This window comes from Nostoc sp. UIC 10890, assembly GCF_054786515.1.
Genome location: NZ_JBSGKF010000001.1, coordinates 270,493 through 292,051 on the forward strand (window position 1 = coordinate 270,493; position 21,559 = coordinate 292,051).

The 21,559-nt window shown below is 40.5% G+C and carries 22 protein-coding genes; 7 read left to right on the plus strand and 15 right to left on the minus strand.

Features of this window, described 5'->3' with window-relative positions:
- Window positions 1–14: 14 nt before the first annotated feature.
- From ACWATR_RS01175 to ACWATR_RS01210, 8 genes are all read right to left on the minus strand, one after another.
- The gene (locus ACWATR_RS01175; RefSeq protein WP_460328701.1) at window positions 15–791 is read right to left on the minus strand and encodes a phytanoyl-CoA dioxygenase family protein; all 777 of its coding nucleotides are present in this window, start codon (window positions 789–791) and stop codon (window positions 15–17) included.
- A gap of 62 nt (window positions 792–853) precedes the next feature.
- Complete coding sequence (locus ACWATR_RS01180; RefSeq protein ID WP_460328703.1) at window positions 854–2,038, minus strand: N-acetyl sugar amidotransferase; 1,185 nt, start codon at window positions 2,036–2,038, stop codon at window positions 854–856.
- Between the two features lie 29 nt (window positions 2,039–2,067).
- A complete protein-coding gene (gene hisF / locus ACWATR_RS01185; RefSeq protein ID WP_460328705.1) occupies window positions 2,068–2,877 on the minus strand; it encodes an imidazole glycerol phosphate synthase subunit HisF in 810 nt (269 codons plus the stop codon).
- Window positions 2,849–3,490 carry an imidazole glycerol phosphate synthase subunit HisH gene (hisH, locus tag ACWATR_RS01190; protein WP_460328707.1) on the minus strand — a complete coding sequence of 214 codons (642 nt, stop codon included), beginning with the start codon at window positions 3,488–3,490 and terminating at the stop codon, window positions 2,849–2,851. Before hisH ends, hisF begins: the two co-directional genes overlap by 29 nt.
- 4 nt (window positions 3,491–3,494) lie before the next feature.
- On the minus strand, window positions 3,495–4,241 hold the full coding sequence (locus ACWATR_RS01195; RefSeq protein ID WP_460328709.1) for a cytidylyltransferase domain-containing protein: 747 nt from the start codon (window positions 4,239–4,241) through the stop codon (window positions 3,495–3,497).
- The gene (gene pseC / locus ACWATR_RS01200) at window positions 4,238–5,443 is read right to left on the minus strand and encodes a UDP-4-amino-4,6-dideoxy-N-acetyl-beta-L-altrosamine transaminase (protein WP_460328712.1); all 1,206 of its coding nucleotides are present in this window, start codon (window positions 5,441–5,443) and stop codon (window positions 4,238–4,240) included. Before pseC ends, ACWATR_RS01195 begins: the two co-directional genes overlap by 4 nt.
- Window positions 5,401–6,390, minus strand: coding sequence for a UDP-N-acetylglucosamine 4,6-dehydratase (inverting) (pseB, locus tag ACWATR_RS01205; protein WP_460328715.1), 990 nt, complete (start codon window positions 6,388–6,390; stop codon window positions 5,401–5,403). The genes pseC and pseB overlap by 43 nt, the downstream gene beginning before the upstream one ends.
- A gap of 58 nt (window positions 6,391–6,448) precedes the next feature.
- Entirely contained in the window at window positions 6,449–6,874 is a 426-nt protein-coding gene (locus tag ACWATR_RS01210; protein ID WP_460328718.1) for a tetratricopeptide repeat protein, read from the minus strand.
- Between the two features lie 920 nt (window positions 6,875–7,794).
- On the opposite strand from ACWATR_RS01210, the gene ACWATR_RS01215 reads away from it, so the two are divergent.
- Complete coding sequence (locus ACWATR_RS01215) at window positions 7,795–8,013, plus strand: DUF4327 family protein (RefSeq protein WP_012407469.1); 219 nt, start codon at window positions 7,795–7,797, stop codon at window positions 8,011–8,013.
- Window positions 8,014–8,069: 56 nt separating this feature from the next.
- Here the strand turns inward: ACWATR_RS01215 and ACWATR_RS01220 are convergent, their stop codons facing one another.
- From ACWATR_RS01220 to ACWATR_RS01230, 3 genes are all read right to left on the minus strand, one after another.
- Complete coding sequence (locus ACWATR_RS01220) at window positions 8,070–9,356, minus strand: protein kinase domain-containing protein (RefSeq protein ID WP_460328721.1); 1,287 nt, start codon at window positions 9,354–9,356, stop codon at window positions 8,070–8,072.
- Window positions 9,357–9,481: 125 nt separating this feature from the next.
- Entirely contained in the window at window positions 9,482–11,485 is a 2,004-nt protein-coding gene (locus ACWATR_RS01225; protein ID WP_460328723.1) for a serine/threonine phosphatase, read from the minus strand.
- A gap of 328 nt (window positions 11,486–11,813) precedes the next feature.
- Window positions 11,814–12,620: a basic amino acid ABC transporter substrate-binding protein gene (locus ACWATR_RS01230; protein ID WP_460328725.1), complete on the minus strand. Its 807-nt coding sequence runs from the start codon at window positions 12,618–12,620 to the stop codon at window positions 11,814–11,816.
- A 449-nt stretch (window positions 12,621–13,069) separates the two neighbouring features.
- Here ACWATR_RS01230 and ACWATR_RS01235 point away from each other — a divergent pair, with 449 nt between their 5' ends.
- Entirely contained in the window at window positions 13,070–13,711 is a 642-nt protein-coding gene (locus ACWATR_RS01235; RefSeq protein ID WP_460328727.1) for a DUF2996 domain-containing protein, read from the plus strand.
- A 101-nt stretch (window positions 13,712–13,812) separates the two neighbouring features.
- Here ACWATR_RS01235 and ACWATR_RS01240 read toward each other — a convergent pair whose 3' ends face one another.
- Window positions 13,813–14,307, minus strand: coding sequence for a TM2 domain-containing protein (locus ACWATR_RS01240; protein WP_181930107.1), 495 nt, complete (start codon window positions 14,305–14,307; stop codon window positions 13,813–13,815).
- 423 nt (window positions 14,308–14,730) lie between these two features.
- Here ACWATR_RS01240 and acsF point away from each other — a divergent pair, with 423 nt between their 5' ends.
- The 4 genes from acsF to ACWATR_RS01260 all read left to right on the plus strand — a co-directional run bounded on the left by acsF (window position 14,731) and on the right by ACWATR_RS01260 (window position 18,539).
- Window positions 14,731–15,807 carry a magnesium-protoporphyrin IX monomethyl ester (oxidative) cyclase gene (acsF, locus tag ACWATR_RS01245; RefSeq protein WP_460328730.1) on the plus strand — a complete coding sequence of 359 codons (1,077 nt, stop codon included), beginning with the start codon at window positions 14,731–14,733 and terminating at the stop codon, window positions 15,805–15,807.
- Between the two features lie 144 nt (window positions 15,808–15,951).
- Window positions 15,952–16,842, plus strand: a complete 891-nt coding sequence (locus tag ACWATR_RS01250; protein WP_460328733.1) for a hypothetical protein — start codon at window positions 15,952–15,954, stop codon at window positions 16,840–16,842.
- Window positions 16,843–16,848: 6 nt separating this feature from the next.
- A complete protein-coding gene (locus ACWATR_RS01255; RefSeq protein WP_460328735.1) occupies window positions 16,849–17,604 on the plus strand; it encodes a hypothetical protein in 756 nt (251 codons plus the stop codon).
- On the plus strand, window positions 17,598–18,539 hold the full coding sequence (locus ACWATR_RS01260; protein WP_460328737.1) for an ATP-grasp domain-containing protein: 942 nt from the start codon (window positions 17,598–17,600) through the stop codon (window positions 18,537–18,539). Before ACWATR_RS01255 ends, ACWATR_RS01260 begins: the two co-directional genes overlap by 7 nt.
- Before the next feature lie 288 nt (window positions 18,540–18,827).
- Here ACWATR_RS01260 and ACWATR_RS01265 read toward each other — a convergent pair whose 3' ends face one another.
- Together ACWATR_RS01265 and ACWATR_RS01270 are read right to left on the minus strand one after the other, a co-directional pair.
- Window positions 18,828–20,039 (minus strand): type I restriction endonuclease, encoded by a 1,212-nt coding sequence (locus tag ACWATR_RS01265; protein WP_460328739.1) that lies wholly within the window; start codon window positions 20,037–20,039, stop codon window positions 18,828–18,830.
- A gap of 273 nt (window positions 20,040–20,312) precedes the next feature.
- The gene (locus tag ACWATR_RS01270) at window positions 20,313–20,759 is read right to left on the minus strand and encodes a hypothetical protein (protein ID WP_460328741.1); all 447 of its coding nucleotides are present in this window, start codon (window positions 20,757–20,759) and stop codon (window positions 20,313–20,315) included.
- Between the two features lie 91 nt (window positions 20,760–20,850).
- On the opposite strand from ACWATR_RS01270, the gene ACWATR_RS01275 reads away from it, so the two are divergent.
- Window positions 20,851–21,162, plus strand: a complete 312-nt coding sequence (locus tag ACWATR_RS01275) for a hypothetical protein (protein WP_460328743.1) — start codon at window positions 20,851–20,853, stop codon at window positions 21,160–21,162.
- A gap of 200 nt (window positions 21,163–21,362) precedes the next feature.
- Here ACWATR_RS01275 and ACWATR_RS01280 read toward each other — a convergent pair whose 3' ends face one another.
- Entirely contained in the window at window positions 21,363–21,500 is a 138-nt protein-coding gene (locus ACWATR_RS01280; protein ID WP_460328745.1) for a hypothetical protein, read from the minus strand.
- Between the last annotated feature and the right edge of the window lie 59 nt (window positions 21,501–21,559).

A 21,559-nucleotide genomic window follows, 5' to 3' on the forward strand; every position in this document is an offset into this window, starting at 1 on the left:
TTTGATTTTATTAATTAAGCAAGTATTAGTCCGTTATCTTTAACTAATTGAAGAAAATCTTCTTGGTATTGATAATCTTTCAAATAGTAATATGTTGGTCGGCTATAAATAAATTTTTTGTAACTAAAAACATGCCCATTATTGGTACTACAAGCAATAAAAATTGCAAATTTTTGCTTTGAATCTGGTATTGAATCTACAGCACATTTGGTTGGCAAAGAGGCTTTATGGTTAATACGAAAATCAAATAAAACCAAATCACCAGCCTTACTTGGAATTGAATGAATATAAGGTGGTGGCGTGATTTTTGACCAAAAATCATGCGCTGTACTATTTATTGATAGATCGGGATATAAATGAGAACCTGGAATAACATCAAGACCACCACCATACTCATCATTATCTTGAAGATATATGGCTGCTTCTAACATTAAATAATTAGGTTCCCATTGAAACTTAAGTCCGGTAGCTTCTTGTGATGTTGTATCTTTATGCCAAGTTGAATAAAAAGATTTATGCGCTGCAATTTCAGGAAGATAAACGAAGTTTGTTCCTAATAAAGACTTTAAAGAAGAGACTATAGACTGATGTATAAGTAGCCATCTAAATTCTTGATATCTATTACAAATATCATTTCGTAAATTATTGTTGTCTCCTTCAAACTTGATTTCCGAGTTAAACAATTTGATCAGAGAAGTTCTTAATTGTCTTACTTGCTCTTGTTTTAAAACAGATGGTATGAGTATAAATCCATCGTGATGAAACTGTTCTATCTGACTGTTATTAAGCATATTTAACTTGTATACCCTGTATACAAATAATCACTATTTTTTACACGCTTTTTTTAGAGTTTTTAACTCTGATGAACAGGCTCATAAGCTGATGGTTCTCCCCAAATGTTATCTTTTACCCACTGTCCATTTTCAATGCGCCACACACGGCGATCGCGAAAGGTATCGCAAATCTGGTCAAATTCTTCTTCAGTCATATTCACATATTTCAGCCACCTCTCTAAGTCTCGGTATGGCTTAACATGATCGTATTTACGTACCATCTCAATACCTTGTTCACGAGTCATAAGACCTGCTCTAATATCCTTGCAAGCATGATCAGAACCACGTCCGTAGCCAAACTTAACGAATTTGAGGTAATCATGAATACCGTTTTCATGCATATCATCCAGGTTGGAGATTGTTCGATATGTACGCTCAAATGGTTGCTGTGCTGAACGCCATCCATAAAATTCCATAACTATTTTGGTGTGTTCGTTTGCCTCCCAGTTGACGAAGTTACTGAGATAAATACCCCGTACACCTACTTCATCAATCTCTTCATCCGATGGATATTTTGCCCACAATAAGTCTTTGCCTCTTAAACCTTCTTTTAGTTCTGGATGCCCAAGCTTTTCTAAACCTTCATCGGTGAAATCATACCAGTCATACCCCCGCAACGCGTGCTCTAAGCGAAACTTTGCTGTAAATTCCACAAGATCATTGTAAGAATACATCCCTCCTAAATCCATGAAGCCATGCTCACCCCACAAAATTAATGGCACTTTATAGCGAACTGCTACTTGAATAGGTACTGTAAAAATGCCGCAGTGCCCATGCCAATTCATATCACCTTGTAACTTAAAACCAATTCGATTCATTTTAATCAGAGTATCTACACTGGGGCGAACAATTATGTGATCGCAATTAAATATCTCCCGCATACGGTAAAGATTGTATTCGCCTTCAGGTAGATAATTGTTGCCGTGATAAGTTACTAAAAGTGGCTTTAGACCTAATTCCTTAACAGCAATGTGAGTCTGAAAGTAACTATCTTTGCCTCCACTAACTGGGATAACAATGTCATAGTTACTATCACTACGATACTCATCAGCAAGTTCTTTTAACCATTGCCAGCGCTGCTCCCAATTTATAGAGTTATTCTGTTTATGAACACAACACCCAGAACAGACTCCTTCCTCATCAAATATTAAAGGAACTGCACTTGATGAAGGATAAACACATTTTGTACAATATTGAACTGACATAATTTATCTTACTTTTTTAATTATTTATATTACAATCTAACTTCAACCCCAGCCTTTGCCAATGCTCGCTTTCCTCCTCTATCTGACAATTCCTTAAAATGCCAGATATTAGCAGCAGCAACAGCAGAAGCGCCAGCTTTTATACCTTCTACATAATGCTCATATCTACCTACACCACCACAAGCAATAACTGGAATTTTAGTGTTAGAGGTCACTACATTGATGAGTTCTAAATCATAGCCTTGTCCAGTCCCATCACGATTTATACTATTTAGTAAAATTTCTCCTGCTCCTCTTTGTTCTGCTTCTATAGCCCAGAATTCAGGTTTCATACCTGTAGGCTTACTACCGCCATCAATAAAAACCTCTGTTTCTCCATTAGGATGTCGAAACACATCAATACTAACTACAATTGCTTGACTACCTAAAAACTTTGCAGCTTGAGTAATTAAATCTGGATTTTCTACAGCTGCTGTATTGATTGTAATTTTATCAGCACCTCTATTAATTATTTGTTGCATCTGGTCAATGGAATGAATTTTCCCTCCCCAAGTTAATGGCATAAAACAAGTTTTACTAACTTCGTCTAATATTGCTAGTGGTTCGGTTAAATCTTTAACTTTGTGGTCATCTCGACGCAAGTCGTATGTGTGATTGTGACTAATATCGAGATATATTAATTCATCTATATTCCATTCATTAAAACGTTTAACTTCATGAATAGGATTACCAATAATTTGATGAAGTTTAAATAATTCACTACGAACTAATAAGCCATTTTTTAGAAGTAAGATAGGTATAAGCCTTTTTTTAAGCATGATCTTGCGTTGATGATTCAATAAAATTTTTTAATACTGTCAATCCAGCTTTTTGGCTCTTCTCTGGATGAAATTGAGTTGCATATATATTACCTTTTTGAATACTAGAAACAAACTCTAAACCATGATAAGTAACTCCACAGACTCTACTTGTATCTTCTGGATAAAATACATAACTGTGTACAAAATAAAAAACTTGAAAATCACCTAATCCAGTATATAAACAGTGCTTATTTAAAAAGTGAACATCATTCCATCCTATATGAGGAACTCGGATACATGATTCGTTGGTTTCTAAGCGTTTAACTGTACCAGGAATCCAATTTAAGCCTTTGTGATAACCATACTCAGTTCCAGCAGTAGCTAATAACTGCATACCCAGACAAATTCCGAGGAATGGTTTACCGTTTTCTATAACTTCTTTTTCTAGAATATTTACCCAGCCAGCAGCTTGAAGATTTTTTATACCATCACCAAAAGCACCAACCCCAGGTAAAACTATATGGCTAGCTTGGGATAAATCCTCTGGATTTTTGGTAATAAATGCAGGATAATTGAGAGATGCAAAAGCATTAGCAACTGAACGCAGATTACCCATCCCATAATCAATAATTGCAATTTTACTTTGATTCATTAAATTAGTTATGTATTTCTTTTTGCTGAATATGAGTATTTAGTGTTGCCAATTCTGGCTTTTCTTGGAAGAGTGAAATTACTTCCTCGGTTGAAAAAATTTCACCATCTTGATATAAATTTATGTAAATTAATTCTATTAATTTCCAATCTTCTTCGGTATCTAAAGTCAAGCGATAGTTAGATATATCTTCATGATTTGTTTGATTATGTAGTGAAAAAAAATCAGGATGCCCGTATATATAAGGGGTTACGTGTTCTCTTTCGTATGGTTCTTGTGCTTCTATAAATGCTCTTTCTAAAGCTTTAAAAGTAAAAATTTCTGTATCTAAACCACGGGGATAGGTACGATTTAAGCAATTACTAAGATAGTGTATTTGTAACCCTTTAATTGTTCCACCTTTGAAGTATACCAACATGTTTGAGAGTACCTCAGGATCAAAAAGTGGACAGTCAGAAGTCACTCTCACCACCACATCAGCGTTATATTCTTGAGCTGCAAGATAATAACGCTCCAGAACATTCTCTTCACTTCCCCGAAACCACTTTGCTCCCCATTTTTCTGCTTCTGCAACAATCACGTCATCTGCTAAAGATGTAGTTGTTGCCACAATCACTTCATTAACTAACAAACAAGCTTGAACCCGATAAATTACATGTGCCAAAACAGTCTTGCCACAAAGTTGTTTCATCACCTTTCCAGGTAGACGAGTAGATCCCATACGAGCTTGAATGATTGCAACAGTTTTCATAGAAAAATCCTTTGCAGTGTCGTTACCACCTTATCTTGGTCTTCCTGAGTCAAGCTGTAGTACAAAGGAAGGGAAATTGCTTCCTGGTAATACTTCTCAACTTGGGGAAATTCACCCCAGCTAAAACCTAATTTTTGGTGATAAGGCTGTATGTGAACGGGAATATAATGCAAATTAACGCCAATCTCTTCTTGACGAAGTTCTTCAAATACCTGCCGATGAGTTTTACTAATCTTATCTAGCTTGAGCCTAATCACATAAAGATGCCAGCTAGACTTACTATCTGGATGTTGCCACGGCAGCATCAATGGCAAATCTTGCAGTAGCTGATTATAGCGGTTGGCTAAAAAGGAGCGACGTTCTACAAACTCATCCAGTCGTTGCATTTGGGTAGTGCCCAATGCTGCTTGGATATCTGTCATGCGATAGTTGAAGCCTAATTCCAGCTGCTGATAGTACCAAGAACCGTGAGATTCTCCTTGCATCAAATCTGAATTGCGAGTTATGCCATGCGATCGCAATCTAATCAATCTCTGATATAACTCCTCCTGATTTGTTAGCACCATACCGCCTTCACCAGTTGTAATAATTTTTACCGGGTGAAAGCTAAAAACTGCCATATCGGAAAATTGACAGGAACCAATAGGTTGTCTCTGATAGCTTCCGCCAATTGCATGAGAAGCATCTTCGATAACTTTGAAACCATAACGCTGTGATAAAGCAGCAATTTGTTCCATTTCACAAGATTGTCCTGCAAAATGCACGGGTATTAATACTGTAGGCAAACAACCTTGCTTTTCTGCCCAAGTCAATTTACGCTCTAATTCATCTACGCTCAAATTGTAGGTATTTGGATCAATATCAACAAAGTCAACCTTTGCACCACAGTAAAGTCCACAATTAGCTGAAGCAACAAAGGTATTTGGTGATGTCCAGAGAATATCTCCTTGCTCCAAACTGGCAGCAAGACAAGCAATATGTAATGCAGCTGTCGCACTAGAAACCGCTACGGCATATTTCGCTCCACAGTAGTTGGAAACAGCTTGCTCAAATCTCTCTATAGCTGAACCTTGAGTAATCCAGTCTGAGCGTAAAACTTCAACTACAGCATCAATATCTTCTTGATTAATATCTTGCCTTCCATAAGGAATGTAGCCACTCATTGCTTTAACATATCTAATAGTTGGAAACCTTTTAGCCATTCTGTATTGATCTCAGAACTATACTCAAAACCTTCTGGAACAGGGACTCCTTTTTCACTTAAAGCGTTGCAAGCGTAATCCACAGAATGAGCATATTCAATAGTTGGTCTAATTACATAATGATCGGCAAACTCAAAGACTAAATGTGAAACTTCAGAAGAAAACATGGCTTCATGCAATTTTTCGCCTGGTCTAATACCAACAATTTTAATTGTAACTCCCGGTGCAAGTGTTTCCGCTAAATCGGTAATTTTCATTGAAGGTATTTTGGGAACAAATATTTCTCCACCATGCATTCTTTCAAAACTATTAATTACTAAATCTACACACTGTTGGAGCGTAATCCAAAAACGGGTCATACGTTCATCTGTAATAGGAATCTCCGTAGCTTTTTCTTGAATCAATTTTTGGAAAAAAGGTACTACTGATCCTCTTGAACCGACAACATTGCCGTAGCGAACTACAGCAAACCGGGTTTTCATTGTCCCAACAATATTATTAGCTGCAACAAAGAGTTTATCCGCAGCTAGCTTGGTTGCGCCGTAAAGATTAATTGGATTAACTGCCTTATCGGTTGATAGAGCAATCACTTTTTCTACTTCTTGCTCAATGGCAACATCAATGACATTATTTGCCCCGTGAATATTTGTTTTAATACATTCCATTGGGTTATACTCAGCAGCAGGAATATGCTTGAGTGCCGCAGCATGAATAACATAATCAACACCACGCATTGCCAGACGCAGCCGATCGCGATCGCGCACATCTCCAATAAAATAGCGCATCACAGGTGCGTTAAACTCTTGTGCCATCTCATATTGCTTCAGTTCATCCCGTGAATAAACTATGACTTTCTGAGGCTGATATCGGCTGAGAATCGTTTTCACAAATTGTTTGCCGAAGGAGCCTGTACCACCAGTAATTAAAATCGATTTGCCATTAAACATTTTGTAATTCTTTGTAATCTCAAAATTATTATTTCCCAAAAATATTTAAGTGAAATTCTTACTTGGATTTTGGCTGTTTATCTATTCTGCGAACGCTATTTCCCTCTTGCTTCTTGACCTGCTCTAATACAACTTTGTAATCTTGCCTCTCAGGGTGCAACTTCACGAGTTTCTCCAAAAGTTCCATTGCACCTTTGGCATCCTTCAATTGCAACCGCACTAAAGACAGTTTCTCCAAAGCAAGTTGGTTTTCTGGTTCTCGTTGTAAAACTAACTCGTAGCCCCGCGCCTGTTGCTGTAATCCTGACTCAGGAGAAGCAGACGCAGTTGCTGGCTTAGGTTGACTAGCCTGTTGAATTGCCGGAATTACTGCAAATACCGTAGAACCAAAAAACGAGAACATCGACACTATCGTGACAATCTTTTGTCGCCGTTGAATCTGCTTTTTGCGGGTGATTAGGTATTCTTCATCAGAACCAGCCATGCCTCACATACTTGCTGTGGTAAATACTTAGGTATTAGCAAGCCTCCCGTTATGAAGATACCCATCTGCCCAACAGAAACTAACATCCTCGCTAAAAATTTTTTACACAAACTTCAAATGCTGACTCTGAAGACGAGGGAACTTTATGTTAAACCCTACTGCACCGACAATTTTGCCATCTGATCGCTCCCATACTTCAAAGCAAAATCCTCTCCCGCAGCTAGACAGAACCAACCCTACAAGTCTTCTTCTCTGAGCAAAATATTAAAATTATATAAAGATTTGCGATGATTCTACCTAATGACAGATGTTTGCGATATTCTGAATAACGTTTAAATAAACAAAAACAGTAGCTATTTCTACTCAATTGCAAACTTGCCCGTAAGTCAAAAACTTTCAAACCAGCCCTTGTCATATAGGTTGTTCAACAAGCACACACATTTTTTGTGATTAAAACAAATAGAATTTTCCTAGTCGTCCTTAGTCACACTACTTAGTGAAACTTCACAGACGAATAATGATTCTGCTCAGTGTCCAGAATATATCTCTTACAAAAGGTAGTGTTGTAATCTTGTGGAAAAAGGCTAAAGGTAAAGAGGAAAAAGAAGACAGGGAAAGATTAAAGGGAAAAGGGGAAACAGAAACATCCCTTAACCCCTCATCCCTTAACCCTTTCCTCTCAATCTATGCCTAGTTTCTGCAAAAAGTTTAAGGACTACTTGGTGGAATTGGACTTTTGTGGTGGTAATTACCGTACAAAACCGAATTTACCAGTAACTTAGTAGAGTTTGTTATGGTATAGTTAGAAAGTTAAGACTAGCTTTACCAAATTACACCACTCTACGGGCCGGCAACAATTGCAGAATGGAAAGCAGTTTTAATTAAGCATTTACCAACAAAATCTGAATTCAATCGAGGTTATGACTCAGCAAGTGATTCACCCAATGGTGAAATTGCAGCGCAACGTGCAATCACTCATAGAATCGAACATTATTAAGCCAAGCGATAGCATCTGGAAAATCGCTTTGCTCTATGGTAATGAATGGCAGCACTGGAAACAGGAGTTGCTTGACTTTGGCTTTAGTATGCAAGACCCAGTTAGTGAATTGCTAGCTGTAGAAACTTGGGATGAGGAGTAGGGAATAGGGAATAGGAATTTTTATTCAATATTCACCACTCCCTTTCTCTCCACTCTCTAAACTTTGCAGGCAGCTAAAGCCGCAGCTAATTCTTTTGCAGTTTGATAGCGATCGCGTGGCAATGGTTCTGTAGCGCGATCAATCACATCTCTTAATTGGGAACTAATGGTGGGAACTTTTGCCACATCAAACCTGAAGTTTCGCCCTCTTTGGCGATAATACTTGAAAGGGTTTTCCCCTGTGAGCAGAAAAATCAATGTTGGCCCAATTGCATATAAATCAGATTGAGTCAAAGGTTGTCCTCGTTCTTGTTCAGGAGCGCAGTAACCTTCTGCACCAATTCGAGTACCTGGCGCTGTGCCAATTTCCTTAACTGCGCCAAAATCTAGCACCACTATGCGATTTACTGCACTTCGCACCATTAAGTTGGCGGGTTTAATATCGCGGTGAATTAGTGGAGGCTCTTGGCTATGAAGATAGTCTAAGATATCGCAGGTTTGGATCATCCAAGCGATCGCTTGGCTTGGTGTTACTGGGCCAGTAGTATAGACACGTTTTTCTAAATCTTGACCGTGGATTAGTTCCATTGCCAAGTATTTTTTTCCGCCTTCTACAAAGAAATCGTAATACTTGGGAATTCCAGGATGGTTAAGGGATTTGAGAGTGTATGCCTCTCGCTCAAATAATTCTTGAGCTTTGGCAATTCTTAGCATATCAGCATTCATTTGCTTCAACACCAGAAGTTGTGGCATACCCGCAATCAAACCAGCTGCATCCCAAGCGAGATAAGTAGTACCCATACCTCCTTGTCCAAGAGTTTGCAACACCTGATAATGGCGAATCTTCTGTTGCACTGAGAGAGGTTGACCGCAGTGGATGCAAAACAGATTGTTTGGGGAGTTACCTTCGTGGGTGCAAATGTAGGATGAATTTGCTATACCTTGGGCTGAGTAGAGTGTTGCAGCAGCATTTTCTTCTGTGCCTTGCATTTGTTGTTGCGATCGCAAACCAGTTTCCAGTACTGTTACATCCTGAAGTTGGAATTGCAGTATTGGGCCTCCCTGTGCCAGTTGCAAAAGGGAATTATCTGGTAACGGACTCTGAATTACAAGGATACCGTTGAGGAAAGTCCCATTTGTACCTTGACTAATCAGCTGCCAAGCATCACCATTGCTAGCGGAACCGACTTGTCTAAGTTCTAGATGATGCCGCGAAACTAAACTATCAGTTAAAACAACGTGATTATCTGCCGCTCGACCAATCCGAATTATGGAGGAGTTCTCAAAGCACCACTGCTGGAGGGGCGTTTTCTGTTGCGGTTCTAACAGGGTCAGACTAACCACAATACAACCTACAAGGTAAATGAATTAGGGATTGGGGATTGGGGATTAGGGATTGGGGATTAGGGATTGGAGAGTAGAAAAATTATTTCCCAGTCCCCAGTCCCCAGTCCCCAGTCCCTTAATTTTCAACTTTCCAGATTTGGGCGTACTTTTGCCCGAATTAGTATACCAGTAATGTTGTCATGACCATTGTGTTGGTTTGCCAAATCAATTAAGTCTGTAACACCCCGTTCTAAGTTAGCGCCAGAACTAAGTAAGGGTTCTAAGTGAGTCTGCCAATGGGTTTCTAGTAAATCATTATCTGATAGACCATCCGATACCAACAGCAGAAGAGTATCTTCATTAATCTCGAAAAAGCCAACATCAGGATTAATCGAGCTTTCGTCACGAGGCCCCAAGGCTTGAGTGAGTTGGTACGCATCCGGGCGGGCATAAGCGATGCTTGCTTCCACTCCGCGAGTAATTTCCCGTTGTCCAACTTCATGATCTACTGTGACTTGTTCTAGTCCCCGCTTGCGCGTCAGACGATAGAGACGGCTATCTCCCACATGAGCAACTGCTGCTTCAGTATCTTGAATTAAGAGCATTACCAAAGTTGTACCCATACGCCCAACTCCAGAACGGGCATCTTGTTGATTGAGCTTAAAAATCGCCTCATTAGCTAAATACACTGCCTCACGAATGCTCTCTTCTGTTGGCAGTTGGTTGGCAATCCAGTGTTCTTGAAAGTATTGCCTTAGGGTCTTGACTGCTAACTCACTGGCTATCTCGCCGCCAGCGTGTCCACCCATGCCATCGCAGAGAATATACAAACCATGCCCTTCCAGGACTCGACTTTTGGGCAACTCCAGTTTATGGATTTTGGTTTCAATACCAAAGTAGTCTTCGTTATGATGACGTTGACGCCCCACATCTGTGCGTCCTGCATCTTCTAAGCTACTTAATTGCATTGCCAACACAACAGTTGGCATATCATCAGTTTTGCTAATGATATCTTCTGGCTCATCTGATTGCGGGATAGTGGACACAGCCGTGTTTTTCTCCTTTATTGGGGGCAAAGTTGGGTTTCCTAGTGCTTCTATTTCAATAGAGATTTCCTCCAAACGCGATCGCAATTGTGCGATCGTCTGAATCTTACCTACATCTAAATCCCCTAACATCTGGACTACAGAGCCAAATTGAGTACGTTGAGATTGCCTAAATAGCGATTGCCAAACCCGCCCCAAAGCTTGGATAGTTAACGGTTCCTCTGGAATATCGGATGTTTGGGCTTGGACATCTTCTGGCGACTCGACGGCAGGCTGAGAATTCGATGATTCTACATACAATCTTTGTAGCGCCAGAGTTTGGTCTTCATCCAATCGCAAATTCGACAAATCTAAAAGGCTTTGACAACAATTTACTGGTTCCAATACTGCCCAAAGTTGGGCCATTTGATAACACCAGTGTAAAATTTTTAACGAACTTGTTGTTTCTTCTTGCCACCGATCGAGTAAATGCTGCCAATCCGAGCGGTCTTCGATTATTACTACCTGTATATCACCCTGCTGCCATGCATCATGAATCGGCGGTATTCCCCGCTCACCTTGGGATTGTAAGGCAATATAAAGTCTAGCAAGGTGAGGAATTTCACTTGTTTCTACTGATGGCGTTAGCAAATCTGATTGCTGACTTGCTAGCATTGCCTCAATGGGTGACATTTGATACGGTTGGCAGTCTAGAACTCTCACACCTACATCAGTAATGGAGGTAGTTTCCGTTTGGATAGGTAGCGTATCTAACAATTGATAGCGCTCTTGGGAGTCTAAATAGGAGCCTAATGCAATCTGAAAACTAGGGGATACAGGAGATGCGGAGGGTATTGCTTCCTCATCTCCGTCTACTCCCACATCTTCCTTATCTCCCTCATCCTCGTCTACTCTCAAAGCTTCCCCAGTCGTTTCTTTAGCAATAATTGCCCAAAGCACTGTTCCACATTCCGTGCCACAGTTGTGACAACGTAGTGCATTCACAGGTACATCATCGGTACTGCATTCAGGACAGACCTTGTGAGTCAGGGACGTACCACAGTTTTGACAGAATTTGTTGCTATTGGGGTTTTCAAATTTACACTGAGGGCAAATCAGCATAGTGGAAGTTCCTTTATTCCCGTTCCAAGGTGCTTCTAGCCACTAAGATCCAAGGTGCCACAATTGGCTGTCCCTGACTACAGTAGACCTACAAGAGATTGTAGTTTATCAATGAATTTTGGTGGCAGTATTAATTGTGACTCATATTAGATAAATATTTCATATATTGGCAGCCAATTGCTTATAAATGGGGATTGGGGATTGGGGATTGGGGAATGGGGAATGGGGAATGAGGGAGATGAGAGGACAAAGGGACAAGGATAAAGAAACAAACCCTTTCACCCTTACCCTTTACCCTTTACCCTTTTTCATAATCATGCCCAATGCCCTATTGCCAAGAGTCTGGCAATTCTGGAGGTTCAGCGTTAAACCATTTTTGATAAATTTGCTTGTAAGTGCCATTGGATAACAAAATCGCTATACCTTTGTTAATTGCATCCAGATGAGGGGAATCTTTGGGCGTGGCAATTCCGTAGTATTCTTCAGTGAGCAGATCGGCAACAACTCTGATGCCTTTGAGTTTGTCATTTTTAATCGCATATAAAGTAGCGAAAGCATCGCTAACTACAGCATCAACATTGCCATTGAGTAAGTCCTGGAAAAATTCTGGCCCAGAATTAAACGTACTAATTTTGGCATTGGGGATAGTTTTGGCAAAATCTGCCCCAGTAGAACCAATTTGTACAGCAATTTTTTTACCTTTGAGACTGTTGAAGTCTTTAATATTTTGGTTGTCTTCGCGTACAGCGATCGCTAGTCCAGCTTTAAAATAGGGTCTGGAAAAAGCAATTGTTTTCAGGCGTTCAGCAGTAATTGTAATCCCACTAATGGCTGCATCGACTCTTTTGGCTTGCAAGGTCGAGATCATCCCATCAAAAGGCAGAGTTTCAAACTGGACTGCAAAACCTGCTACTTTAGCGATCGCATTCATCAAATCAATATCAAAACCTTCTAAGTGACTGCTAGCCTTTTGGATTTCAAAGGGGATAAAAGTGGGATCTGTCGCCACTTTGAGAGGTTGAGCATCTGGATTTGGAGTTGGATAATACTTGTTACAGGCAATGATCAGTAGGAAACAGCCTAAGCTCAGAATTAGCTGCTGCCATTTCAAGTTCATCAATTTCACTATAGTCATTAGTCATGCCCCCACCTATTAAAAATATTTTTTTGAGCTACCAAATTGCCCTGTATAAATTTTCGATTTTAATTTCCGGAGGGGTTGATTAAGGGTAAAGCAATGAAATCCTTGCACTATCTGAATTACAAATTACGAATTCCGCCTTGCGGTACTAGTACCGCACGGCGTAAATAAGCCACCCATCTTAAACGTCTGAAACCCTTGCAAACAATTAATTACGAATTACGAATTACAAATTACGAATTCCGCCTTGCGGTACTAGTACCGCACGGCGTAAATAAGCCACCCATCTTAAACGTCTGAAACCCTTGCAAACAATTAATTACGAATTACGAATTACAAATTACGAATTCCGCCTTGCGGTACTAGTATGTCAAAATAAAAATACCCGATACATCAAGGTGAGCGATCGCTCCCAAAGCAAGATTAAAGGATTGACCTGAGCAATGGCAGACCAAACCAATCAAAATCAAGCGGGAGAAGTAGCTCCCACCACTGCTGAACAGCAGGTTCCTAGTACAAAATCACCCGAAGCCACAAACCTTCCTACTGCCAACACGCCAGATCCTAAAGCCGCAAACCCTGAAGATAATCCCAATGCTGCTAAACCAGTTGCAGTACCACCCAAGCGAGAAAAAGCCGCAGCCGCAGAAAAAGCCGCAGTAGACGAAAAACCCGCCGCAGCTAAAGCCGCCAAAAAGGAAAAAGCTCCATCTGTTGAAGATAAGCCATTTGTAGAGTTCATCGAGCAAGACTATTTGCCAGCTTTACAAAAAGCGATCGCTCAACAAGGTGTGCAAGATTTACAGGTGTCTTTTGCCAAGCAAAAAGTGCCAATCACTGGCTTTGAATCTGCCCAAGAATGCTGGCAAATTATCGGCAGTTGGAAAGAAACAGGTCAGCGTCAGTTTAATCTGTATTTCCCCGAAGAAGATATTCAAGGGAAAAAGGGATTTTCCTGTAATGAAGGCAAAAAACCTAGCACTCTTGAGTCATTCTTAATCGATGAGCGCAAAATTACCCTCGATTTGTTGGTATTTGGCTTAGTTCAGCGCCTAGATGGTCAAAAGTGGTTAGGTATAAATTAGTCATTGGTCATTGGTCATTAGTCATTAGTCATTAGTCATTAGTCATTGTTTTTTACAAAGGACAAATGACTAATGACAAAGGACAAAGAACAAATGACAAATTAAAGTTCATGGAAATGGTAGGTAACGGCTCCAGTATTGGGGTCGTTATCAATTTTTACATAACCTGATTTGTACATCTCATTGAGAGTAGCTTCCACTTCAGCAAAGCTAGCTCCCGTGAACTTCACCCCTTGAGTGACAGTTAAAAAACCACCCTTACTTTCCGCCGCTTCAATTAGTTTAATCATGAGTTGGTTGCCTGTTGGGCGGTGGACTTGAGAAGCAACCACTGCTTGATTCAACGGCACACCCAAGGGAGATACACCCGCTTTTAATCTCAAATTGCGTTCGTATTCGTCAACCATGTTGGGGATGAGAAGCAGATCCACTGTCTGCCCTATGTAAAACAAACCAAAAGTACACAGCCACAACAAACCCGTCCCTATTTTGCCATTGTATAAGCGGTGCAGCCCTCCCAACCCGAAAAATCCAACTGCACACAAAATGTAAGAGACAAGAAGTCGGTCTTTCTGTTGATTGTTTTCAAGGTTCATCTTGCTTTTCAACCCTTTGGATTTGCTCTTGTTGTCTAAGATGGGTTTTCCATGTTGTATTCACAACCAAGAAAAATTACTGAGATGTTAGTGCTTTAAAGTAAAAAAAAGCGCGTGCTATTTCCCTTGATCGAAACAGTGATTATCACTGAACTAAGTTTATTTGACTACTAATCCGCGATTCTTGGTTCCGCAAACATTGAATGATTGTTGCAACTCTTAATCTTTTGCTTACAAATTTCTCACCCGCACCTTGGTAGACTGAACTTTATACAATTGGATTATTGTGGGCTGTTACGTTTTAACAGAACATTACCCTTGGCTTTCTGGTGAAGCAGTCGCTCATAGGGTGTTTTCCCGATGAGGAAGTGCCAAACCCGAAGGGTCTACTTAAGATAATAAAGACGAAAGAGCAATCAAGACATGGTAGATTCCCTCAAAAAACCAGGCTTTGAAGAAATCCGGCCAGGGATTAAAGTCCCGGCAAAAGAAACCCTGTTAACACCTCGGTTTTATACTACCGATTTTGATGAAATGGCGCGGATGGATATCTCCGTCAATGAAGACGAGTTACAAGCCATTCTCGAAGAGTTCCGCACCGACTACAACCGCCATCACTTTGTTAGGGATGCCGAGTTTGACCAATCCTGGGATCATATTGACGGGGAAACTCGCAAATTGTTTGTTGAATTTCTAGAACGTTCTTGTACAGCAGAGTTTTCCGGCTTTTTGCTGTATAAAGAACTTGGCCGTCGCTTGAAAGGAAAAAGCCCCGTCTTGGCAGAGTGCTTTAACCTGATGTCACGGGATGAAGCACGTCACGCTGGCTTTTTGAACAAAGCTTTGTCTGACTTTAATCTGTCCCTAGATTTAGGGTTTTTGACTAAGAGCCGCAGTTATACCTTCTTTAAGCCGAAATTCATCTTCTACGCTACTTATCTTTCTGAGAAGATCGGTTATTGGCGCTACATCACTATTTATCGCCATTTAGAAGCACATCCCGAAGACCGGGTTTATCCCATCTTCCGGTTTTTTGAAAATTGGTGTCAAGATGAAAACCGTCATGGTGATTTCTTTGATGCCATTATGAAATCCCAACCGCAAATGTTGAATGATTGGAAAGCACGGCTGTGGAGTCGGTTCTTCCTGTTGTCGGTGTTTGCGACCATGTATCTCAATGACATCCAACGCAAGGACTTTTATGCCACCCTGGGATTGGATGCGCGAGAATACGACATCCATGTAATTAAGAAGACTAACGAAAACGCAGGTCGCGTGTTTCCGCTGATGCTGGATGTAGAGAATCCAGAGTTTTATGAGCGATTGGATACTTGTATATCCAATAATGAGAAGTTGGGTGCGATCGCTAACTCCAGCACTCCCAAATTCCTGCAAATCTTCCAGAAATTGCCACTTTATATCTCCAATGGCTGGCAGTTATTGCGCCTGTACCTGATGAAACCGATTGATACTGTTTCTGCTCAAGGGTCAGTTCGTTAAGTTATAACAGGTTTGCGAAAGCTTTAGTGGTTCTGTTGATTACAGAACCACTTTTTTTTGTCCACAATACTACCCTATGGGGTACTATCCGTCAATAAGTCTAGGCAGTTAAGTTTGATATGTAGTTTCGATGTAAACAAACAGATGACAGACATATCAAACGGAATTGGAATTATTAGACCAAGACCAACTTTAGTCTCAACCTTGGAACTTTTAGTAAAGCCAATTACACCTGTTGCGGCTCCTGGTACTGAGGCTGTTGCCCGTACTGTTGTCCAAGGTTACTTTTTGACAATTGCTAATACTAGCAGTTCAAATATTGCAGTAAAGCTGCAATTTGCTCTAACTACACCGCTAAAACTAGGTGATCCCAAGCCCGATATCTTAGCTGATACAGTGCTTATTCAGGATGTCAGTGTAGACAATCAATTTCAAGACCTAACTCCTACAAGCGATCCCAGAAAATTCACTTACTCTCTGAAAATTCCTGCCCACGATACGGCTTTGGTTACTTTACTGCCTGATGTCACTAAGCTAGATATCATCAAAGCAGCTAAATTAGAGATTCGTGGATATGTGGAAATCTCTTTAATCTCTTCTTCAGGAACAACTCCAGTTAACCTGTTATTGACGCCTGAACATAGAGGTACATTCCTGCCTCAGAACTTATTAGTATCTCGTTCTGCTTTAGACTTCGATCAATTAGCTTATTCTTTGCCCACATCTGTTGGTGGAAGCCTGTTTACCCTTACAGCGCCAGTATCTAAACAGAGCAAGGAACTGAAGATAGAAGTTAAAGAATTTGAGAAAGTTCAAAAAGATAAAGACTTCGAGAAAATTCAGGCTGAAAAACTCCCTGAGACAAGTCAAGTTGAAAATCTGACTTCGGCAGATGGTTCAAATGACCTACAGCGGCTAATCGGTCTGATGGCTCAACGTCTTGATCAAATAGAACAGGCAAATGGGCAAGCTTTCATCCAGCCCCAAGAACGCCCAAGCGTCGGTCAACAAGTAGTTAATCAACCAAGGAATTAAGTAAGCGTGTTGGTTATTGTCGCCAGTCGTCATGACAAAGCCGCTGAGGCGCTGGTTGCTAATTGGGCGGCTCATGGTCATGGTGTCAGCCTACTGACGCCTGAAGATTTGTCAGTGGTTGGATGGCGACATTACTTGAGTTCTATTGATGGGGAAATCAATTCCCCCTTATCCTCCTCAGCAGTGGTAGGTGGAGTTGCGATGTCTCCGACGGGCTGCGCGATCGCTCTCGATCAAATCACTGGCGTTCTAAGTCGCCTACCTTCTATTTTTGAACAGGAACTTCTACACATTGTCCCTGAAGATCGAGCATACGTCGCTACGGAAATGAATGCCTTTTTAATTGCTTGGTTGTCCAGCTTAAAATGTCCAGTCTTAAACCGACCAACCCCAACATATTTATTAGGGCCTGCTTGGCGACCTGAACAATGGGTTTATGCGGCCGCTCAACTGGGTATTCCAGTACGTCCAGTGCGACGGCAAAGTTCGATGTCGGCAAATGTGTGTGCCCAGGTTCTCGAAAAATCTTCAGTAAAGGTAACGGTGGTAGGCGATCGCTGTTTGGGTGAGGTTGAAAAAACCCTAGCTTCATACGCCAGACGTATCGCTGATGCTGCTGAAGTTGACTTGTTGACTGTTCATTTTAGCAGCAGTGAATCTCCAGCAGAGTTTTTGGGCGCTGATTTGTGGACTGATATTTCTGCACCAGATGTAGGTGATGCCATCCTTGAGTATTTGAATAGAGGTAATACCTTATGCTGATTTTGTTGTGGGGTATTACCGAAGAATCTCCTTTAGCAGCAGTTCACTCAGAACTAACTAGTCTAGGCATACCTACAGTATTCCTCGACCAACGAGATATTTTAGATACTGAAATTGAACTTTCTGTAGGCGATGTTTTAGATTTACCAGTCCAAGGACAAATTCGCACTTGGTATCAAAAAATTGATTTGAGTGAAATCACTGCTGCTTACTTACGCCCCTATGACTCGCGCCGTCTTCCTCAAATTGCCCAAGCAGGTGTAAATAGTCCAGCTTGGCAACATGCGATCGCAGTTGATGATACCTTAATGTCTTGGTCAGAAATGACACCCGCCTTTGTCGTTAACCGTCCATCTGCAATGGCTGCTAACGGCTCTAAACCTTATCAGTTAGAGCAAATTCGCTCACTCGGCTTCAAAGTTCCCGAAACCCTTGTCACCACAGACCCCGAAGCTGTACGAGCTTTTTGGGAACTCCACGGCGATATTATTTATAAATCCATCAGTGGTATTCGTAGCAAAGTCTCGCGTGTGGGAATTGAGCATCTAGAACGCCTTGATAATGTATCTTGGTGTCCGACTCAGTTTCAGCAATATATACCCGGTAGAGATTATCGCGTTCATGTTGTCGGGACAGAGATTTTTGCCAGCGAGGTAATTTCCCAAGCTGATGATTACCGCTATGCCGCAGAGAATGATGAATCCACAGAAATCCGTGCTTGTCATCTTCCTGAAGAAGTAGAACAGCAGTGTAAAGTCTTGGCAAAAGCGATAAATCTACCTCTTTGCGGCATCGATTTGCGCCGCACACCTGGAGATGATTGGTATTGCTTCGAGGTTAATCCTTCACCTGGGTTTACTTACTACCAACAGTTTACAGGTCAGCCGATTAGTACTGCGATCGCTAATTTGCTAGCAGGTAAAAATCGTAGCTGAGAAAGAAATTAGTTTAATAAATTTGTCTTTTGAGTATATTGTTATTCCCAATCTGCCTTTGTCTACAAATATTCAAAACTCAGAATGGGAGACAGCAAAAAGATATTTGGGTAGTGTAGTTTTGTATTATAGTACTTCTGGGTTGAGTGAAATACAGACCTAACCCCCAGCCCCTTCCCTACAAGGGAAGGGGAGTAAGATTCAAAGCCTCTCTCCTAAAAGGAGAGAGGTTTGGAGAGAGGTCAGACCGTATTGCTTCCATTCGAGAATCGCTATAGATACTTTGAGTTAAGCTGATTTTTCCATTCTGATTATATCTGGGGTGGATGTTTTATGCTTGGCTGCTTCTACCTCATAACATCTGAGAATCAGTGATGTTAGCTTATCAAAATCACTGACAGAAGAAATAATTACTTTTGATGCAGCATCCCCCAGAGAAGCTGCTACTTCCTGCACTTCAAAGTTTGAAGCTAAAGACTTTACTTCATCTACACTTAACCGAGTAATAAAACTTTTTTTCTGCGAAGACAGATATAGTCTTAAAAACCACCAATTACTTTTGCCAAGATTGATACCAAAGTATGAAGCAGTATCCCTGTATTGGATTTCAAAATTGTAACTTATTGAAGTTTTAGTAATTGCTTTGATTTTTTCAAAAGCTTCAATTTCTTCAGCAGTTGTTACTATTTTTGATTCTTGAGATTCTTGTTGTTTTTCATCTTCTTCAATCTTTTGTTCTACTTCCACTTCAACAGGCTGAGTTATTTCCTGACTAAGTGAGCGAGTCATTAACTCTACTAAACTTCCTTGAATTGATTTTTTAACAATTGGTTTGAATTTATCAATAATTTTACCAGTAATTCTACCTTTAATTTCATAGCTAGGGGCAAGTGTACCGAGTTCCGTCACTAAAAAACGAACAAATTCTTCAGAAGGAGAACGTAAAAGATTTCCTAGAAGCTGAGTCATGCCTTTTACATAAACCATTTCCTCAGCATGGTTGGTAATAGCTGTAACCTCAAAATTATCACGATGGAAAAATTTGAGGTTCTCAATATCTTTGGTATCATATTCCAGAACGTTAAAGGTAAAAAATGGCTCCTTGTCCATGACATTTTTATCATGCAAGTCTGTAAAAAAACGGTACTCAACCCCATTAGTGACGATAGCTACTTTTGTTGTCAAAAGTCCATTAAAATAGCGGCTCAATTGTCCATCATGTGCCTCAGCTTTTTGACCACGGGCTTTTGCTTCTACGAGCATAACTTTAGTACCGTTAATAGCTAAGGCATAATCTACCTTTTCAAATTGTCCTGATCTTTTAGTAGCAAAATCTGCTACATATTCCGGCATGACTTCACTAGGATCATAGACATCGTAGCCAAGAGCGCTCAAAAAAGGAACAATCAGTGCCATTTTAGTAGCTTCTTCGCCAACAACTTGGTCAAATCGCTTACGCACTTGTTCAGATAGCTTGGCAATCTCTTCAGTGAATCCCATCTTGCTTACTCCTGATACATTAGTGTTTATTGATACGTCTTTTTTGTAAAATAGAGTGATTGCAACGTAACGTAGTACATTTAAATTAAAAGTCTTAGCGCGATCGCCTTCCTTATCACTCCTATAAAAGTATTCCCAAATAAGTACTAAGCTGTAACACTCGTGACCTGTTCACAAGTGCAATGGCATCGTTAATGAATAAAAATAAATCAGAATGATTTTTATGCTAATTATTAAAGCCCACGGATGAATTCGTGGGCTTTTTCATGCAAGCTAACTTGTCGTTGCTGCTTTGTTTCCATTCTGGTTGCCATTTTTGTTGCTGTTACCATTCACACTGGCAATGAATGACGGTTCCTGTAAATTAGAAACTGGTGACTCGCCTCGCAGTCCCTTTCGGCGCTGGTTTTTAGGAACACCCCCCGCCATACCGTACTCCACACTACTTTTACCATATTGAGTAGCAACTCCTAAGAGCATGTGTTCTGCCATATCTGCCAACTCGCGCTCTGTTTGGAGCATTTCATGGTACAACTTATCCAAGTTGGAAAGAGCAGTATTGTATAAATTTTCTCTAGTTCGCATCGTCTCAATTAGGCTTGAGAAAGTCGGTAGAGTGAGTCCATTGCCTACACTTAAATTCGGATCAATTGAGTTCATGCTAGCAGCACGACGCGCTGCTTTTTCTAACACCTGAGAGGTTCTTTTTCTCCGAGCCATAATATGAAGCTTTTAATTCAGTACGGTTAATATTCTTTACTTTAAAAAACTTCCGTATCGATCAGCTTGAGAAAACTCCGGCAATTCTACAATGGTTTTGTTACATAGCGATCGTTGTGATGAATGCGCGATATACCGAAATGAGAAAGCAATCAAGCTTTTGAGAAAGCAATATGCCTTTTTGCTTGCTGAATCTACCGAAATGAGAAAGCAATCAAGCATTTTGAGAAAGCAATATGCCTTTTTGCTTGCTGAATCTACCGAAATGAATGCGCGATATACCGAAATGAGAAAGCAATTAAGCATTTTGAGAAAGCAATATGCCTTTTTGCTTGCTAAATCCACTGAAATGAGAAAGCAATCAGGCATTTTGCTTATTGAAATCGACTTGATGGGGTATTAAAAGCTTGACAAACTTAAGTAAGATATTTTACTTTGAGGTGAGTATGCTAAAACTCATCGACGTATTTGTGCTGAACTAGAACCACTAGACTTTACATAATCACTTCCCCTAACGGGGATGTAAACTTGCAACCAGCCCAATTTAAGTTTGCATGGATGTAGCTTTACATAACCACTTCCCCTAACGGGGATAAAAGCAAACTAACTAACTTTAGCGATCGCATTACTTCTCAGTTCACGAATACTCATGTTTTGCTGTTTTGACATGGAAATCTTTGCTCTTTCTTCTCTACGAGACGCACAAGGAAGAGACAAATTTAATGCTTTTTCACTCAGCACTTGTTACTAAGTGCTGGCTCAACGCTCCGCTATCCATCTACAGCACTGTTTTGAATAAG

Excerpts from the sequence above, each read along its gene's own strand:
- ACWATR_RS01195 (WP_460328709.1), bottom strand. The coding sequence starts at position 4,241 with ATGAAAACTGTTGCAATCATTCAAGCTCGTATGGGATCTACTCGTCTA.
- ACWATR_RS01275 (WP_460328743.1), top strand. The coding sequence starts at position 20,851 with ATGGTTTTGTTACATAGCGATCGTTGTGATGAATGCGCGATATACCGA.
- acsF (WP_460328730.1), top strand. The coding sequence starts at position 14,731 with ATGGTAGATTCCCTCAAAAAACCAGGCTTTGAAGAAATCCGGCCAGGG.
- ACWATR_RS01260 (WP_460328737.1), top strand. The coding sequence starts at position 17,598 with ATGCTGATTTTGTTGTGGGGTATTACCGAAGAATCTCCTTTAGCAGCA.
- hisH (WP_460328707.1), bottom strand. The coding sequence starts at position 3,490 with ATGAATCAAAGTAAAATTGCAATTATTGATTATGGGATGGGTAATCTG.
- ACWATR_RS01235 (WP_460328727.1), top strand. The coding sequence starts at position 13,070 with ATGGCAGACCAAACCAATCAAAATCAAGCGGGAGAAGTAGCTCCCACC.
- pseC (WP_460328712.1), bottom strand. The coding sequence starts at position 5,443 with ATGGCTAAAAGGTTTCCAACTATTAGATATGTTAAAGCAATGAGTGGC.
- ACWATR_RS01230 (WP_460328725.1), bottom strand. The coding sequence starts at position 12,620 with ATGACTATAGTGAAATTGATGAACTTGAAATGGCAGCAGCTAATTCTG.
- ACWATR_RS01265 (WP_460328739.1), bottom strand. The coding sequence starts at position 20,039 with ATGGGATTCACTGAAGAGATTGCCAAGCTATCTGAACAAGTGCGTAAG.
- ACWATR_RS01210 (WP_460328718.1), bottom strand. The coding sequence starts at position 6,874 with ATGGCTGGTTCTGATGAAGAATACCTAATCACCCGCAAAAAGCAGATT.
- pseB (WP_460328715.1), bottom strand. The coding sequence starts at position 6,390 with ATGTTTAATGGCAAATCGATTTTAATTACTGGTGGTACAGGCTCCTTC.
- ACWATR_RS01215 (WP_012407469.1), top strand. The coding sequence starts at position 7,795 with ATGACTCAGCAAGTGATTCACCCAATGGTGAAATTGCAGCGCAACGTG.
- ACWATR_RS01175 (WP_460328701.1), bottom strand. The coding sequence starts at position 791 with ATGCTTAATAACAGTCAGATAGAACAGTTTCATCACGATGGATTTATA.
- ACWATR_RS01225 (WP_460328723.1), bottom strand. The coding sequence starts at position 11,485 with ATGCTGATTTGCCCTCAGTGTAAATTTGAAAACCCCAATAGCAACAAA.
- ACWATR_RS01270 (WP_460328741.1), bottom strand. The coding sequence starts at position 20,759 with ATGGCTCGGAGAAAAAGAACCTCTCAGGTGTTAGAAAAAGCAGCGCGT.
- ACWATR_RS01240 (WP_181930107.1), bottom strand. The coding sequence starts at position 14,307 with ATGAACCTTGAAAACAATCAACAGAAAGACCGACTTCTTGTCTCTTAC.
- ACWATR_RS01180 (WP_460328703.1), bottom strand. The coding sequence starts at position 2,038 with ATGTCAGTTCAATATTGTACAAAATGTGTTTATCCTTCATCAAGTGCA.
- ACWATR_RS01250 (WP_460328733.1), top strand. The coding sequence starts at position 15,952 with ATGACAGACATATCAAACGGAATTGGAATTATTAGACCAAGACCAACT.